Origin of the sequence: Vibrio algicola, from assembly GCF_009601765.2 — a bacterium.
GTDB lineage: Bacteria > Pseudomonadota > Gammaproteobacteria > Enterobacterales > Vibrionaceae > Vibrio > Vibrio algicola.
On sequence record NZ_CP045699.1, the window covers coordinates 2,418,178 to 2,435,068 of the forward strand.

General features: G+C 42.8%; 11 protein-coding genes and 5 tRNA genes. 5 read left to right on the top strand and 11 right to left on the bottom strand.

All coding sequences use genetic code 11. From position 1 onward, the window contains the following. The first annotated feature begins 5 nt into the window (after positions 1 to 5). Positions 6 to 623, top strand: a complete 618-nt coding sequence (locus GFB47_RS11055) for an AcfA family outer membrane beta-barrel protein (protein WP_153448017.1) — start codon at positions 6 to 8, stop codon at positions 621 to 623. Between the two features lie 26 nt (positions 624 to 649). Here the strand turns inward: GFB47_RS11055 and GFB47_RS11060 are convergent, their stop codons facing one another. The 10 genes from GFB47_RS11060 to GFB47_RS11105 form a co-directional block, all read right to left on the bottom strand. After that, a complete protein-coding gene (locus tag GFB47_RS11060) occupies positions 650 to 1,630 on the bottom strand; it encodes a Gfo/Idh/MocA family protein (protein WP_153448018.1) in 981 nt (326 codons plus the stop codon). Positions 1,631 to 1,907: 277 nt separating this feature from the next. Then, positions 1,908 to 2,858 carry an ABC transporter permease gene (locus tag GFB47_RS11065; protein WP_153448229.1) on the bottom strand — a complete coding sequence of 317 codons (951 nt, stop codon included), beginning with the start codon at positions 2,856 to 2,858 and terminating at the stop codon, positions 1,908 to 1,910. Positions 2,859 to 2,872: 14 nt separating this feature from the next. Then, the gene (locus GFB47_RS11070) at positions 2,873 to 3,856 is read right to left on the bottom strand and encodes an ABC transporter permease (protein WP_153448019.1); all 984 of its coding nucleotides are present in this window, start codon (positions 3,854 to 3,856) and stop codon (positions 2,873 to 2,875) included. 216 nt (positions 3,857 to 4,072) lie between these two features. Further along, the gene (locus GFB47_RS11075) at positions 4,073 to 5,632 is read right to left on the bottom strand and encodes an ABC transporter substrate-binding protein (protein ID WP_153448020.1); all 1,560 of its coding nucleotides are present in this window, start codon (positions 5,630 to 5,632) and stop codon (positions 4,073 to 4,075) included. Positions 5,633 to 5,824: 192 nt separating this feature from the next. After that, on the bottom strand, positions 5,825 to 7,540 hold the full coding sequence (locus tag GFB47_RS11080; protein ID WP_153448021.1) for a dipeptide ABC transporter ATP-binding protein: 1,716 nt from the start codon (positions 7,538 to 7,540) through the stop codon (positions 5,825 to 5,827). Positions 7,541 to 8,235: 695 nt separating this feature from the next. Then, positions 8,236 to 8,312 (bottom strand) — tRNA-Pro (locus tag GFB47_RS11085). Between the two features lie 93 nt (positions 8,313 to 8,405). Beyond that, positions 8,406 to 8,481, bottom strand: a tRNA-His gene (locus GFB47_RS11090). Positions 8,482 to 8,523: 42 nt separating this feature from the next. Beyond that, positions 8,524 to 8,600: transfer RNA gene (locus tag GFB47_RS11095), tRNA-Pro, on the bottom strand. Between the two features lie 96 nt (positions 8,601 to 8,696). Then, positions 8,697 to 8,772: transfer RNA gene (locus GFB47_RS11100), tRNA-His, on the bottom strand. A gap of 49 nt (positions 8,773 to 8,821) precedes the next feature. Further along, a tRNA-Arg gene (locus GFB47_RS11105) sits at positions 8,822 to 8,898 on the bottom strand. A gap of 362 nt (positions 8,899 to 9,260) precedes the next feature. On the opposite strand from GFB47_RS11105, the gene GFB47_RS11110 reads away from it, so the two are divergent. After that, on the top strand, positions 9,261 to 9,668 hold the full coding sequence (locus GFB47_RS11110) for a c-type cytochrome (RefSeq protein WP_153448022.1): 408 nt from the start codon (positions 9,261 to 9,263) through the stop codon (positions 9,666 to 9,668). A gap of 85 nt (positions 9,669 to 9,753) precedes the next feature. Here GFB47_RS11110 and rep read toward each other — a convergent pair whose 3' ends face one another. Continuing rightward, positions 9,754 to 11,769, bottom strand: coding sequence for a DNA helicase Rep (rep, locus tag GFB47_RS11115; RefSeq protein ID WP_153448023.1), 2,016 nt, complete (start codon positions 11,767 to 11,769; stop codon positions 9,754 to 9,756). 128 nt (positions 11,770 to 11,897) lie between these two features. Between rep and GFB47_RS11120 the strand changes: the two genes are divergently transcribed. From GFB47_RS11120 to GFB47_RS11130, 3 genes are all read left to right on the top strand, one after another. After that, the gene (locus GFB47_RS11120) at positions 11,898 to 12,491 is read left to right on the top strand and encodes a TetR/AcrR family transcriptional regulator (RefSeq protein ID WP_153448024.1); all 594 of its coding nucleotides are present in this window, start codon (positions 11,898 to 11,900) and stop codon (positions 12,489 to 12,491) included. A gap of 64 nt (positions 12,492 to 12,555) precedes the next feature. After that, complete coding sequence (locus tag GFB47_RS11125) at positions 12,556 to 13,662, top strand: efflux RND transporter periplasmic adaptor subunit (protein WP_153448025.1); 1,107 nt, start codon at positions 12,556 to 12,558, stop codon at positions 13,660 to 13,662. 11 nt (positions 13,663 to 13,673) lie between these two features. Further along, positions 13,674 to 16,751 carry a multidrug efflux RND transporter permease subunit gene (locus tag GFB47_RS11130; protein ID WP_153448026.1) on the top strand — a complete coding sequence of 1,026 codons (3,078 nt, stop codon included), beginning with the start codon at positions 13,674 to 13,676 and terminating at the stop codon, positions 16,749 to 16,751. Positions 16,752 to 16,891 lie beyond the last annotated feature (140 nt).

The window sequence follows — 16,891 nt, forward strand, 5'->3', positions numbered from 1 at the left end:
GCTTTATGCTCAAATCTAATTCGATTAAATTTTTGCGTAACGTCGCACTGACCAGTTTAGCAATTTTGCCTTTTTTTACATCAGCTCAACCTTACCTTGGCCTCAATCTTGGTTTTGGTGTTTCTGACCATGTCTATCATTCTGATATCGGTAATCTTGATCTTAGCCCTAATACTTCGAGCATCATCTGGGGTGGTGTTGCTGGCTATCAATTTACAGAACATTGGGGAGCAGAATTGGAGTATCGCCAATATAGAATGCACAATGAGGTCAGCGCCATCAAAGTAGCGACAACCGATAACAATAAGCAAGCTTGGGAATCGAAAGGAACGGCTAAGCAGACTAGCTTTATCCCTATGTATTTTTATCCTTTAAATGATCAATGGCGGGTTAAATCAGGTATTGGAATCAGCTATACCCACTATGACTTTCAAATTAGAACCAATGAAACACAGACCACGACAACTCATTCAAGCTCACAAAATTATTGGGGTGGAATTGCAAGTCTTGGATTAGAGTTCACGGTCAACGATCAACTTACCTTAGGTATTACGAGCCAATATCAAGCGGATCAAGCCACTAAAACAGCCTCATTAAGCCTAAGCTCAAGTTACTATTTTTAGCACCAAACCCCACTATCCCATTGATTTTAGGAATCCGAAGGAAATACTACCCCAGTCTGACGGCGAATTTCAGTGGTAATACGAGACACGCCTAACGCACGAGCTTTTGCTTGCTGACATAATTGACCGCGTTTGATTTGCTGGGCGAAAATGCTGGCTTCATAAGTCATGGTATTTTCTAGTTGTGGCACTTGATAAGTCATCACCTCTTCACCACGCAGTTTTATATCCACATGATCGCACTCTGAAATATGAGGGATATGCATTACCCCCGCCTCACCTTGCAATTCAGTCGGTAAGACAGAGTCCGACACTTTAGAATGGCAAATCACCACTTCAAACTCGGGATAAGTTAAAATGGCACTGCCATGCGCATCCACACCCGATTCAAGTAAGTGAGCACTCGCTTTAATGCTTTCCGGCTCACCAAATAACGCCACCGCACTAGAAACACAATAGAAGCCGATATCCATGATCGAGCCATTCGAAAAATCAGGATTAAAGGTATTCGGGTTTTCACCATCAAGGTAGCGCTGATAACGCGAAGAATATTGGCAGTAATGAATACTGACTTTATGCAGCTTACCCAGTTGCGGTAAGTGTTCGCTAATCAAGGCGAAGTTAGGTAAGTATTCAGTTTTAAATGCTTCAAATAACACCACATTATGTTGCTCAGCGACTTGGTACATATGCTCGGCTTGAGTGATGTTAGAGGCAACTGGTTTCTCACAAATCACATGTTTGCCATTTTCTAACATTAACACACTTTGCGAATAATGCAGTGAGTTGGGGCTAGCGATATACACCGCATCAAACGCATCACTTTGGGCCATTTCGGTGAGATCATCAAAACACACCGCATCTGAATTAAACGGCGCTGCAAACTCTTTGGCGCGCGCAGTATCACGAGAATACACCGCACTCAGTTCAAACTCTTTGACTTCCAATGCCGCTTGTACAAAACGCTCGGTGATCCAGTTAGTACCAATAATTGCCAGTCGTAACATAAGCTTGAACCTCTACTCTAAAATAAGAAAACCACAAAGCTCGCACTCTGTGGTCTTATTGTACATCTTCCCCTAAATAATAGTACCAAGGGGGAAGGCTTATGGTCATCTAACAACACTACACTTCTATTCATATTGTTGATGGAGAAAAGTGTCAAAGAACATGGACGTTCTTTTTCAAGTGCCCATGGACGGTTTAAACGTCTTTTCGTAATCAACAATATTAGCTAGAAATTTCATGCCATTAATCTTTGTCTCGATTAAGCCTTATATAGCTTTATCCTTTATACAGCTTAGGGTTAAATACATCCCGCAACCAGTCACCGAGTAAGTTAATCACCAACACTATAGTCACTAACACAATGCCAGGGAAAGCGGTGATCCACCAAGAACCAGAGAAGATATAGTTAAAACCAATACTGATTAACGATCCCAGTGAAGGTTGATCAACCGGTAACCCTAAACCAAGGAACGACAACGCCGCTTCCGACATAATGGCATTGGCAATTTGCACGGTTGAGATAACCAAGATTGGTGATAAACAGTTTGGCAGAATATGACGGAACATAATACGCGGTGAACGGAAACCCATCACGCGTGCCGCTTCAACATACTCTTTCTTCTTTTCCGCTAATACTGAAGCACGAATGGTACGCGCATATTGCGGCCACTCAGCCACACCAATGATCACAATCAGCATCAATACCGCATATTCACCGTAAAACTCACCACCAAAGCTGGCTTTGAAAATAGCCGACACGATGATCGCCACCATCATAGTTGAGAAAGACAACTGCACATCGGCAAAGCGCATTAAAAAGCTATCAATGCGACCACCGAAGTAACCCGCCGATAAGCCAATGATTATGCCTAAAAATAACTGCAATGCCACCGCGCAAAAACCAATCATCAGCGATAATCGCGAACCATATAAAATAGTCGAGAAAATATCACGTCCTTGGTCATCCGTGCCAAGCCAGAACGCCGCATCGCCCCCTTCCATCCAAGATGGTGGCAGTTCGGAATCCATAATATCGATCGAGGTTAGGTCATACGGGTTCGTTGGGGCAATCCAAGGTGACAGTAATGCCGCCAAGAAAAAAGTTAAGAACACCGCAAAACTGACCATAGCCACTTTGTCGCGTTTAAAATAATATAAAAAATCCGACTGAGAAAAACGCTGCCAGCGGCTTGGCGCAACAGATGATGTAGTGCTGTTTGTTGTCATAGAATCCGCCATGATCACGCTCCCTTTCCAGTAATATTGACGGTTGGGTTAACCAAGCCATACAACAAATCTACGATAGTGTTTGTCACCACAAAAATTAAGCCAACAAAGATAACGTAGGCGGTGATCAATGGGGTATCAACACGGTTAATCGCTTCAAGGAAAAGGAATCCGGTACCCGGCCATTGGAACACGGTTTCGGTTAAAATAGTGTACGCCACCATAGTACCAATTTGCACCCCACCCACAGTTAACACCGGTAACATGGTGTTTTTGAGTGCGTGTTGGTAGTAAATTTTATTCAGTGATAAGCCTTTCGCTTTACAAAATTTCACATATTCCGAGCTTAATACTTCCAGCATTTCAGAGCGAACTAAGCGGATAAATAATGGCAGCATGATTGAGGCTAAAGAGATACAAGGCAACGCTAAGTGTGCCAACCCATCAAGGCTAAACAAGCCTGAGTTCCAACCGGTACCTAACACATTTACCGTTTCACCACGGCCATAAGACGGTAGCCAACCAAGCTCGATTGAAAATACATACATAAGTAGAATGGCGGTTAAGAACACCGGAATCGAGATCCCGATACTACTAAAGGCCATGATCGCTTTGGTGAGCCAACTTTTTGGATTAATGGCGGAATAAACACCAAGCGGAATGGATAAAAAGACAATAATTAACGCCGCCCCAAACACCAGTTCTAGGGTCGCGACCAGTTTTTCAAGAATAACGTCTACCGCAGGCTTCTTAAAGAAATACGACGTTCCTAGATCGCCCTGCACGGCATTAACAATAAAACGATGATATTTGACTACAAATGGGTCATTTAGCCCCATTTCATCGCGCAATACATCACGCTCAGCTTGAGAGACAGATTGTCCAACTAACTCACGCAACGGGTCACCTAGGTTATCCTGGATGGAAAACGCAACCAAACTGATCACAAACATCACTATCAGTGCCTGAAACAGGCGCTTGACCAGAAACGTAAACATCTCTTGCCCCTTAAAATTCCATGTAAATACTGAACATCGCGTTATGTACGATATGCCACAAGCAATGTCAGTTAATCCAATTTGACCGTATGATTCGACGAACCCATGATTGGGCTAACCAAAATCTTACTCGAAAAATACGGCCAATATATTGAGCTTCTTTTTATAATCTAACGACTTATAACTTAGCCTTTACAACCAAGCTTTTATCACTGATTATTTGTCATCGACTACCAGGTCACCGAAGTATGGGAATTCCATCGCATTCACAATCGGTTTCATGTGAACGTTAGATTTAGCGCCCCATGCAAGGTTCTGCCAATGTAGCGGAACAAAAGCCGCGTCGTCGTACAAAATTTTCTCCACTTTTTGCAGCTCTTCACCACGTTTAGTTGGATCGGTTTCCGTATTCGACATTTCAATCAGTTTATCGACTTCAGGGTTAGAGTAGTGACCACAGTTGTAAGCACCTTTACCGGTTTTTTCATTGCGAGTCATGGTTAAGAATTCCGTTAAGTTAGCGGAATCCTCGGTATCGGCATGCCAGCCAACCATTAAAATATCGGCTGAACATTTATCAAACTCTGGCCAGTATTGCGCTTTCGGCATGGTTTTCAGATCGACCTTGATACCAATTTTAGACAGCATAGCCGCCGAGGCTTGTGCAATTTTTGCATCATTCACATAGCGGTTATTAGGCGCAATCATAGTCAAGCTTAAGCCTTTTTCATAACCTGCTTCTTTCATTAACTGTTTGGCTTTTGCAAGATCGTAACGAGGTTTCAACTCTGGATCATAACCGGCGTAACCCTCTGGGCTTTGTTGTCCTGCTGCGGTTGCAAAACCTTTCATGATACGTTTGGCAATACCTTCGTTGTTGATGGCATAGACAATCGCTTGGCGTACACGCTTATCTTTTAGCGCAGGGTTGCTATCTTGGTTCATCTGCAGAGTAATGATGCGCGTACCCGGCAGCGTCACTAAATCGATACCTTTAGAATCAATCACACGTTTATGATCATTAGGGGCAACAGGCGCAATCACATCAACACCACCAGAAAGCAATGCGGCTACACGAGTAGCATTTTCTTTGATTGGTTTTAGGGTTAAGTGATCAACATTACCTTTTGAGCTTTTATCCCAGTAATCTTTAAAGCGTTCAAATTCTACTTTTACCCCTTGCTCACGCTCAGTCACGATAAACGGCCCCGTACCTGAAATATGAGTAGAAGCAAACGAGTTACCATGCTTCACGATTTCGCCTTTATCGTGACCACTCTCGTCTTTACCCGAATAGAATTTACTATCCATTGGGAAGATATAAGTCGCAGATTGTAGAACAAGAGGGAATGCGCCTTTAGTGACAAGATCAACCGTGTAGTCATCCACTTTCACTGCTTTTTCAAATGGCGTGAAGATGCCTTTAAAATCGGCAGATGATTGCAGACGTTCGAACGTCCACACCACATCATCAGCAGTCAAGGTGTTACCAGAGTGGAATTTCACGCCTTTACGCAAATGGAAGCGCATAGTTTTTTCGTCAATACGTTCCCATTTTTCTGCTAGACGAGCTTCAAATTCAAATTTTTGGTTATAACGAACCAGTGGATCAAATACCATATGTGATAACTGCAGCGTACCGCCAGACAGTTGCTCATGCGGATCCATTGATACAGGATCGGCATCGTAAGCAACCGTGATATCGGCAGCCATAGCATTAAAGCTTAGGCCTGCGACCATCAATGCTGTCGCCAGTTTGGTCTTAATGGTTTTCATTGCATAACTCCTTCATGCGGGATTCATGTCCCTATCTATTTTATATTGCTCACACTAAGCATTAGCCTCTTCAAATAAAGGCATGCCTAGTCGAGCGGTTGTGTTTACATCGGTGATTTGTTGCGCTTTCTTTATTGAAAAGTCGCTCAATAACTGATTAATCAATGCATCAAAAATATGTCATATCAAAAACTAAGCTATTTTTGCTTCTTCTCTTAAGCCCGTAAATTCAGGCATTAAAGAAATCAAATGTTTACTGTATTCATGCTGCGGATCAGTAAACAATTGCTCGGTAGGAGAAACTTCCAGTAACTCTCCCATTCTCATCACCCCAATTCGATCACACATTTGACGAATAACCGGCAAATCGTGACTGATAAATAGCATGGTGAGATTTAATTCATCTTGTAAGTCTTTTAATAGATTCAAGATCTGTGCCTGAACCGACACATCCAATGCTGAAGTTGGTTCATCACAAATCAATAAGCGTGGACGAGTGGCTAAAGCGCGGGCAATTGAGATACGTTGACGCTGACCGCCAGAGAATTCATGCGGATATTTCACCCCAGCCATTCGCCCCAGACCGACGTGATCCAAAAGATCGTGCACGATCTGGCGAGTTTCGGTCTCATTACGCGTTAACTTATGAAAACGGATCGGCTCAGCAATGATGTCAAAAATCTTCATGCGTGGATTCATTGATGTGTAAGGGTTTTGAAACACCATTTGCATTTGGCGTCGAAACGGACGGCGCTCACGTTCCGATTTGATATTGGTAAGATTGATGCCCTCAAAAGTCACTTTGCCTTCATTGGGTGCATATAAACCCGCAATCACACGAGCAATGGTGGATTTACCCGAGCCAGACTCGCCCACCAAACCAAAGGTTTCCCCTTCATGGACTTGGAAAGTGACCTTATTTGAAGCTTGCACATATTCGCGGCGAGACTCGAACAAAGAGTCTTTGGTGATAAAACGCAAACTGACATTATCCACATCGAGCAATGGACCCGTGTAATCACGTTGATCTTGGCTTTGACCTAACCAGTGATTTTTAACATCCAATGGCTCAAGTTCATGCGCTTCTTCGATATAACTCACTAACGGGAAGCGATCAAACTTGGCATCTGAGCGTGGCACCGCTGAAATGAGACTGCGAGTGTAAGAATGCTCAGGAGTACCTAATACTTTGGCCGTTTCACCAAACTCAACCAAATCACCACGATACATCACAGCGATTTTATCAGTCACATTAGACACCACACCCATATCATGGGTTACCAACATACAACCAACATTTTTTTGAATGCATAAGTCGCGGATAAGTTTAAGGATCTGATCTTGAATCGAGACATCTAGTGCCGTGGTTGGCTCATCGGCAATAATTAAATCAGGTTCACCCGCTAAAGCAATCGCGATCACCACACGTTGACGCATACCACCAGAAAACTGATGAGGATATTGTTTAAGACGATTTTCTGGTTGTGGAATACCCACTTGATTCATTAATGACAGCGCACGATCGTAAGCTTCTTGATCGGACACTTTCATATTGGCGTGGATAGTTTCGGTCAGCTGATGCTCAACGGTAAAAAGAGGGTTAAGTGAGGTCATTGGATCTTGGAAAATAAAACCAATTTTAGATCCACGCACTTGTTTCATTTGCTCTGGGGTTAAACCCGATATTTTTTCACCATCCAGAAAGACTTCGCCACCAGCAATCACGCCAGGGGGACTAAGTAAATCGATTACGCCATTCCCAACGGTTGATTTACCAGCGCCGGATTCACCCACTACGCCAACGATTTCGCCGCGCTCGATGCTAAATGACAATGATTTTACTGCGGCATGAACCCCATGACGCGACGGGTATTCAATCCGCAGATCTTTAACTTCTAAAAGTGGCATTACCAGACCTCTACTGCACTGACAGTTTTGTTCCCTGTCTGCAAAAAAAACGATTCCATTCGTATAATCCAGCCATTTTGTGATGGTGGTTACAGATTATTGCACTCCAATTTGGCAAACAATTGATAAAAAAGCAACAAACACAGCATAAAAAATGGCTCACACGCACAAAACAGGCACAAATAGTTAACAATAGACTAACATGTGGCATTCTAAACCAGATTTAACACCAAAAAATCGAACAAAACAAAACTATCATTAAGGCGTTGATTTAATTGATGACATTTAACTATAGAGGGGTTTTGAAAATATTTATGTTTAACCAAAAAAAGGAATTGATGAAGCGCTATTCACTAATATTTAAACGAAAAAAACCGCATCATTACTGATGCGGTTTCTTTAATGTGGTCGGTGAAGAGCTAGGTTTTGAATATCTGTGAACCCCCGATTGTCGGGGCTATGATCAAAAAAACCACTCATTGCTGAGGTCTTCTTAAATATGGTCGATGAAGAGCTAGGTTTTGAATATTTGTGAACCCCCAACTGTCGGGGCTATGATCAAAAAAAACCACTCATTGCTGAGGTCTTCTTAAATATGGTCGATGAAGAGCTAGGTTTTGAATATTTGTGAACCCCCAACTGTCGGGGCTATGATCAAAAAAAACCACTCATTGCTGAGTGGTTTTTTTTTAATATGGTCGGTGAAGAGGGATTCGAACCCCCGACCCTCTGGTCCCAAACCAGATGCGCTACCAAGCTGCGCTATTCACCGAAATTTTTCATTTTACTTCATAATTGTTGGAAGGGTTGCCAACTGAAGTATTTCGCTTTAATCAAAGCAGGAAACCTAAGTTACCTTAAATAATGGGGTGGCTAACGGGGCTTGAACCCGCGACAACCGGAATCACAATCCGGGACTCTACCAACTGAGCTATAGCCACCATTAACTCTTAAAATACGCTTTAAAAGCGAACTTTATAATATGGTCGGTGAAGAGGGATTCGAACCCCCGACCCTCTGGTCCCAAACCAGATGCGCTACCAAGCTGCGCTATTCACCGAGTATTTCTTTTGCTTCATAATTGTTGGCAGGGTCACCAACTGAAGTCTTTTCGTTTCGACTTAATCAAAACAGGAAACTCAAGGTTACCTTAATATGGGGTGGCTAACGGGGCTTGAACCCGCGACAACCGGAATCACAATCCGGGACTCTACCAACTGAGCTATAGCCACCAATGGTGTTTCTTTTTTGCCGATTGTTACTTTCAAAGCATTCCAGAAATGGTACGCCCGAAAGGATTCGAACCTTCGACCTTTGCCTCCGGAGGGCAACGCTCTATCCAGCTGAGCTACGGGCGCATGCCCTATCGGCGGAGAAGAATAATACGGATATCGTACAGGATCGTCTAGTGTTATTTCAACTTTTTTTACTGTTTGATGGGTTTTTCAACAATTAATGCTTATATCGAGTTATTTATGATGTGACAGAAGCCGTATCACTGCAATGTTAGGGTTTCTCACTCCGATTGAAAAGGATATACTCACGTCTTGTTTACAATTTTGTAACTATTACTTTATCAAACATTTATACCTAAAAATAATGGTCGCGGCGATAATGGCACATCGTAGTAACGCAGCAACATTATATCAAACAGTATAAAGAAATACGGCGGCTCAACGGAAGCGAGTACGCTTGATTTTGACTTAATTATAGTGAGTTTATGGATATGATTCGCCCAATTTTATTGATCCTTAGCGCAACATTCACCTTTTCAGCTTTTGCTGCCGATATGAGTCAAAGTGACCGTGATGCAATTACCGAGCGAATTAAACCGGTTGGTGATGTCTATTTAGCCGGCAGTGAACCGGTTAAAGCCGAACCTTCAGGCCCTCGAGATGGCGCGACCGTTTACGGTACTTTCTGTGTTGCTTGTCATGGTACTGGCGTAAGTGGCGCACCGAAGAAAGGTGACGCAGCCGATTGGAAGCCACATTTAGCCAAAGGGATGGATGTCTTAAAAGATCATGCCATCAACGGCTTTAATGCCATGCCACCCAAAGGCACCTGCATGGATTGTAGTGATGATGAGTTAGTCGCTGCGATTAAAGTGATGACTGAAGGTTTATAAGCAACATTACTTTATATCCCCAAGTAAACTTGACCTTGCTGTTATAACTTACTAACAGCAAGGTTTTATTCTGTTTGTCGCGCGATTATTTGTTTAACATCGCTCTTAAGTTCGCAATGTGACTTTGTCCTTTTTCCATTCTTTCTGCTGCGGTTTGTGGCTTCTTTTGCGCTTCCCATTCCACATCATCAAAGGGCAGCTCATCTAGGAAACGACTTTGAGTGGGCTTTAATAACTCACCATATTGGCGTCTTTCACGACACATAGTAAACGTTAGTTCTTTTTGTGCCCGTGTGATCCCTACATACATTAAGCGTCGTTCTTCTTCGACGTTATCTTCATCAATACTGGTTTGATGCGGTAAGATCCCTTCTTCCGTCCCCATTAAGAACACATACGGGAACTCCAAGCCTTTCGAGGCATGCAAGGTCATCAATTGCACTTGGTCGGCGTCATCTTCGCTTTCACCACGCTCCATCATGTCTCGTAGAGTCAGTCGTTGTACCACTTCTTTTAAGGTTCTCACTTCTTGATCGTAGTTGTCACCTTCCAAGTCTGCGGTGATCCATGAATACAGGTCCGATACGTTTTTCATCCGCATTTCTGCCGACTTTGGGCTGGCCGAGGTTTCGTACAACCAATCTTCGTAATGAATATCACGCACCAGTGAACGCACCGCTTCTACCGTATCACCACGCTCGGCATTATCCGATAACTGCACTACCCATGAAGTGAAGTTACGCAGCGACTCTAGCCCTCGCCCTGAAAGATGTTGCTCTAAGCCGATCTCAAAACTGGCGGCAAATAAACTTTTACCACGCATATTGGCGTAACTGCCGAGTTTTTCTAATGTTACCGGACCAATTTCGCGCTTGGGCGTATTCACCATCCGCAAAAAGGCATTATCATCATCCGGATTCACCAGCACTCTTAAATACGCCATGATGTCTTTAATTTCTGAGCGAGCGAAGAATGAAGTACCACCAGAAATTTTATATGGCACTCGGTTTTGCATCAGTGATTTTTCAATCAAACGCGACTGGTGATTACCACGATACAAAATAGCGTAATCTTTATAATGAGTTCGATTCATAAACTTATGCGCAATGATCTCACCGGTCACTCTTTCTGCTTCATGCTCTTCATTTTTTGCCATCAGCAGTTTGAGCTTTTCGCCATCGGGAATTTCAGAGAAAAGGGTTTTCTCAAAGACATGCGGATTATTGGCGATCAGGATATTGGCACAGCGTAAAATCCGACTGGTCGAGCGATAATTCTGCTCAAGCTTGATCACTTTAAGCTGAGGGTAATCTTGGCTAAGCAGCACTAAGTTTTGGGGTTTTGCCCCACGCCAAGAATAGATCGACTGATCATCATCCCCTACGACGGTTAAACGTGCACGCTCACCAACAATTAAGCGCACTAATTCATATTGACTGGTATTGGTATCTTGATACTCATCCACCAGCAGGTAGCGGATTTTGGCTTGCCAACGCTCACGCACTTCTTGATTGGTCTTTAACAGCATGACTGGCATGGCGATTAAGTCATCAAAATCCAGCGCGTTGTACGCTTTCATTTGTTTTTGGTACATATTGAAGCAATGGGCAAACAAGTGATCTTGTTCTGATTGTGCCTGTCCTACTACTTGTTGCGGGGTGAGCATGTCGTTTTTCCAATTTGAAATACTGCTCATTAATTGGCGCAGTAAATCTTTATCGCCATCAATTTGTTCTTCGGTCAGATCTTTCAATAACGCGAGTTGGTCTTGATCGTCAAATAATGAAAACCCTGCCTTTAAACCTAATGCTTTATATTCACGACGAATAATATTCAAACCTAAGGTATGAAAGGTCGAAATCATCAAACCGCGTGACTCTTGCTTGCCAAGTGTTTGTGCCACGCGTTCTTTCATTTCGCGTGCCGCTTTATTGGTAAAGGTTACCGCCGCAATATGACGCGCTTGATAATCACACTGTTGTACTAAATAGGCTATTTTATTGGTGATCACCCGCGTTTTACCCGATCCCGCTCCCGCTAATACTAAACAAGGACCCGAAATAAATTTAACGGCTTCATTTTGATTTGGGTTTAATTTCATGAGATCTCTGCTTTTAACCAAGTGGTTTATGGGTAAATGTAACAAAATAATAATAACGGTAATTGCTTGTGGCAAATCTATATTGCCAGACATACAATGAATGAACGTTCATTCATTGATATCGAGCTATGTCCGACAAAAATACGCCACAACCATCAGATAAACGACAGCTTTTATTGGATACCGCGGAGCGATTGATTGCTCAAAATGGCTTCCAAGGTTTGTCGATGCATAAACTTGCCACACAAGCGGGTCTTGCTGCTGGAACAATTTATCGCTATTTCAACGATAAAGACGATTTAGTCGAGGCGGTACGTTTGCATGTTTTGCAACGCGTCGCCGTGATGGTTCAGCAGGGTGTTGAAAGTGATATGCCGATCAAGCAGCAGTTTATTCTTATCTGGAAAAACGTCGCTCATCTTACCTCAACTAAAACTGAAATCGATACGATTTTAAATCGAATTCAATATGAAGCGCTGCCAACGACCACTCGACGCCATACCGAGCAAGAGCGTCAGCTGTTTGGCAAAATTGAAAAACTATTCAATCAAGGAAAAGCACAAGGGATCTTTAAGCCACTCGATAATCATATTCTAGCCAGTTTGAGCTTAGATGTCAGTTTAGCACTAGCCAGAAAACACGCTCTCGGCTGTTATACCGTGACCGAAAGCGCATTAGAATCGGCGATTGAAGCCAGTTGGGATGCGGTGATCCTGCATTAATTAATATTCAATAATATCTATTATTTACTATAAATACTCATTGGGAAATTTGGAGTTCTGAAAAATGAAAAAGTGGACTTTCTTCATGTTATTGCTTGCTGTGTTGCTTTTTGGCAGCGTGATTGGCTTTAACCTGTTTAAGCAACAAAAAATCGCTGAGTATATGACCAATATGCCAGAACCTGAATTTCCAGTCACGGTTGAAAAAGTGGCGTCTTCGGATTGGGTTCCAACCATAGATGCGATTGGTTTTATCGAGCCACTACAAGGTGTGACTCTTACTTCACAAGAAAGTGGCATGATCAATAAAATTGAATTTGAATCTGGCGCCGAAGTTAAAGTCGGGCAGGTTTTAGCTCAACTGGATTCAAAAGTTGAGAAAGCCAATTTGAAAAGTGCTCAGGCGCGACTGCCTGCCGCAAGAGCTAAATCACAACGTTATGCCAACTTATATAAAAAGAATTCGATTTCTCAAGAGTCTTACGATGATGCTAAAGCCAGTTACCTTTCATTGGCCGCTGATATTGAAAGCTTAAAAGCCTCAATTGAGCGCCGCAGTGTTAAAGCCCCTTTTACTGGTGTTGTTGGTTTGCGTAATGTGTATCTTGGCCAATTCATGCAAGTTGGGGATGAAGTGACCCGCCTAGAAGACACCAGTGTGATGCGCTTGCGCTTTACCGTACCTCAAACTGATATTCGCCTTATTCATCGCGATCAGATGATCAATATTTTGGTCGATTCTTACCCTAACACTAAGTTTACCGGTAAGGTCAGCGCGATCGAACCTGCGGTGAATGCTCAAAGTGGTTTGATTGAAGTACAGGCAGAGATCCCAAACAATGACAATAAACTGCGTAGCGGTATGTTCGCGCGAGCCAGTATTGTGTTACCCACCATTCACGATCAAGTTGCAGTACCACAAACAGCAATTTCTTATACTTTGTACGGCAACAGTGTTTATATCCTGATCGATAAAGATGGTGAAAAACGTGTGGAACAACGTGTGGTTAAAACCGGTGAACGCCAAGCCGATCGAGTTCATCTACTTGAAGGGGTTAAAGCCGGTGAAACGGTTGTCACATCCGGTCAAGTACGCTTAAGTAATCACGTCAAAGTCAAAGTGGTTGAAAGCGATGCGACTACTCCACCAGCTGAAACCCCAATGTTATAATCGGAGGCAAAATGCGTTTTACTGATATTTTTATTAAGCGTCCGGTTCTTGCGATATCGCTGAGTATTTTGATTGCTTTGCTTGGTATGCAAGCAATTTTCAAAATGCAGGTTCGTGAATACCCTGAAATGACCAATACGGTAGTAACGGTTTCTACCAGTTATTACGGTGCCAGCGCTGATTTAATTCAAGGTTTTATTACCCAGCCCTTAGAGCAAGCCATCGCGCAAGCCGATAATATTGATTATATGACTTCATCCTCTGTGATGGGTTCATCCACCATTACCGTTACCATGAAGCTCAATACCGATCCTAATGCTGCTTTAGCGGATATTTTGGCTCAAACCAACTCAGTCCGCTCCCAGCTTCCTAAGGAATCAGAAGATCCTAGCTTAAGCATGTCGACCGGTAATACCACTTCGGTGATGTATATTGGTTTTACTAGTGATGAACTAGAATCAAGCCAAATCACCGATTACTTAGAGCGAGTGGTTAATCCACAACTCTTTACCATTAACGGTGTATCAAAAGTTAATCTCTACGGTGGCATGAAATATGCAATGCGTATCTGGCTTGATCCTGCCAAAATGGGTGCGTTTGATTTAACTGCAACTGACGTAATGACAGTTTTAAATGCCAATAACTACCAATCCGCAGCCGGTCAATCTACTGGTGAGTTTGTGTTGTATAACGGCAGCGCCAATACTCAAGTATCCACCACAGATGAACTCGAAAAATTGGTAGTTCGATCTAATAAAGGTCAGGTTATCCGCTTAGGTGACATTGCTAAGGTGACGCTAGCCAAAAGTCATGACAGTTACCGCGCCAGTGCTAACGGTGCAGAAGCAGTTGTCGCCGCAATTGATGCTACCCCAAGTGCCAACCCAATTAATATTGCCCATGATATTTTGCAATTATTACCGGATATAGAAAAAAATCTGCCAAGTAATATCAAAATGCAAGTAATGTACGACTCAACGGTGGCGATCAATGAATCTATTAATGAAGTAATTCATACCATTTTAGAAGCCGCTTTGATTGTATTGATCGTTATTACCTTGTTCTTGGGATCTTTCCGAGCGGTATTAATTCCTATTGTTACCATTCCGCTCTCCCTTATTGGGGTTGCAATGGTGATGCAAGTAATGGGGTTCTCATGGAACTTAATGACCTTGCTCGCCATGGTGCTCGCCATCGGTTTGGTGGTTGATGATGCCATTGTGGTATTAGAAAACGTCGATCGTCATATTAAGCTTGGAGAAACACCTTTCCGTGCTGCCATCATTGGTACTCGTGAGATTGCAGTACCGGTTATTGCTATGACGGTGACTTTAGGTGCAGTATATGCCCCTATTGCTCTAATGGGTGGCATCACAGGCTCACTATTTAAAGAGTTTGCTTTAACTCTTGCTGGCGCTGTATTCGTGTCGGGTATTATCGCTTTAACACTATCACCGATGATGTGTTCGAAAATGTTGATTGCCCATGAAAAGCCAAGTCGTTTTGAACAAGTAGTACATAACATATTGGATAGAATGACTAATCGTTACGACCGTATATTACATGCTGTAATGAAGCGCCGTCCGGTTATTATTGCCTTCGGGGTGATTGTTTTTATTAGCCTACCGATCCTGTTTAAATTTATTCCAAGTGAATTAGCACCTGCTGAAGATAAAGGCGTGGTTGTTCTAATGGGGACAGGTCAATCAAATGCTAACTTAGATTATCTACAAAATTCCATGAATGATGTTGACCAAATCTTAGTTGATCAGCCTGAAATTCAATATGCGCAAGTATTTACAGGGGTTCCATCATCGAACCAAGCGTTTGGTATTGCGTCGATGAAAACGTGGAGTGAACGTGAAGCGAGCCAAGCTGAAGTCACCAACCGTGTTGGACAACTGGTCAAAGACATTCCAGGTATGGCAGTAACAGCCTTCCAAATGCCTGAATTACCCGGTGCTGGCGGCGGTTTACCGATCCAGTTTGTTATCACAACGCCAAACAGTTTTGAAAGCTTGTTCCAAATCGCCAGTGATATTTTAGTAGAAGCATCGAAAAATCCATTGTTTGTCTATTCAAACTTAGATTTGAACTTTGATTCTGCCACGATGAAAATCAATATAGATAAAGATAAAGCCGGCGCTTATGGTGTAACGATGCAAGATGTCGCCATCACCCTAGGAACCATGATGTCGGATGGTTACGTCAACCGAATTGACTTAAATGGACGTTCTTATGAGGTAATTCCTCAAGTTGAACGTAAATATCGTTTAAACCCTGAGTCGATGAATAATTACTATGTTCGCTCTGCGAATGGCCATGCGGTGCCACTAGGGAGTTTAGTCAATATTGATGTTGTAGCAGAGCCAAGATCGCTACCACACTTTAATCAACTAAACTCAGCGACCATTGGCGCAGTACCTTCACCGGTAGCCTCAATGGGTGAGGCGGTCAATTGGTTTGAGAATATTGCCAGCACAAAATTACCTCTAGGTTATAACCATGATTACCTAGGAGAAGCACGTCAATATGTTACGGAAGGAAATGCGTTATTCGCTACCTTTGGTTTAGCGTTAGCGATTATTTTCTTAGTGCTTGCGATTCAGTTTGAGTCGATTAGAGATCCATTGGTTATATTAGTATCGGTTCCACTCGCAATTTGTGGCGCATTAATTGCCCTATCGTGGGGTGCAGCGACGATGAACATCTACTCTCAGGTCGGGCTTATTACTTTAGTCGGCCTAATCACTAAGCATGGTATTTTGATTTGTGAAGTGGCAAAAGAAGAGCAATTACATAACGGAAAATCAAGAACCGAAGCGGTAATGGAGTCGGCCAAAATTCGTCTTCGCCCAATCTTAATGACAACCGCAGCTATGATAGCGGGTTTGATCCCACTACTGTATGCCAGCGGAGCAGGTGCCGCACAACGCTTTAGTATTGGTATTGTTATCGTGTCTGGTCTTGCTATCGGTACTTTGTTTACTTTGTTTGTATTACCGGTGATTTATAGTTATTTAGCCAGTGAGCACAAACCACTGCCAGAGTTCGATGAGAGTATTCCTGCAATCGAAGAACCAAAATAGCCGTCACCAAATTGCAATCTAAGCATAAAGAGTAAAATTTAACTTCAAAGGCTGCCTCGGTAGCCTTTTTCATTTTATCCTAACGACATTCGTTATAAATTTGCATAGAATAAGCACAATTATTTAGGAGTTCACCCAAT

What these genes read in the sequence shown, in the direction of transcription:
- rep (WP_153448023.1), bottom strand. Translation starts at nt 11,769, where the DNA reads ATGAAATTAAACCCAAATCAAAATGAAGCCGTTAAATTTATTTCGGGT.
- GFB47_RS11110 (WP_153448022.1), top strand. Translation starts at nt 9,261, where the DNA reads ATGGATATGATTCGCCCAATTTTATTGATCCTTAGCGCAACATTCACC.
- GFB47_RS11075 (WP_153448020.1), bottom strand. Translation starts at nt 5,632, where the DNA reads ATGAAAACCATTAAGACCAAACTGGCGACAGCATTGATGGTCGCAGGC.
- GFB47_RS11070 (WP_153448019.1), bottom strand. Translation starts at nt 3,856, where the DNA reads ATGTTTACGTTTCTGGTCAAGCGCCTGTTTCAGGCACTGATAGTGATG.
- GFB47_RS11065 (WP_153448229.1), bottom strand. Translation starts at nt 2,858, where the DNA reads ATGACAACAAACAGCACTACATCATCTGTTGCGCCAAGCCGCTGGCAG.
- GFB47_RS11120 (WP_153448024.1), top strand. Translation starts at nt 11,898, where the DNA reads ATGTCCGACAAAAATACGCCACAACCATCAGATAAACGACAGCTTTTA.
- GFB47_RS11055 (WP_153448017.1), top strand. Translation starts at nt 6, where the DNA reads ATGCTCAAATCTAATTCGATTAAATTTTTGCGTAACGTCGCACTGACC.
- GFB47_RS11060 (WP_153448018.1), bottom strand. Translation starts at nt 1,630, where the DNA reads ATGTTACGACTGGCAATTATTGGTACTAACTGGATCACCGAGCGTTTT.
- GFB47_RS11080 (WP_153448021.1), bottom strand. Translation starts at nt 7,540, where the DNA reads ATGCCACTTTTAGAAGTTAAAGATCTGCGGATTGAATACCCGTCGCGT.
- GFB47_RS11125 (WP_153448025.1), top strand. Translation starts at nt 12,556, where the DNA reads ATGAAAAAGTGGACTTTCTTCATGTTATTGCTTGCTGTGTTGCTTTTT.
- GFB47_RS11130 (WP_153448026.1), top strand. Translation starts at nt 13,674, where the DNA reads ATGCGTTTTACTGATATTTTTATTAAGCGTCCGGTTCTTGCGATATCG.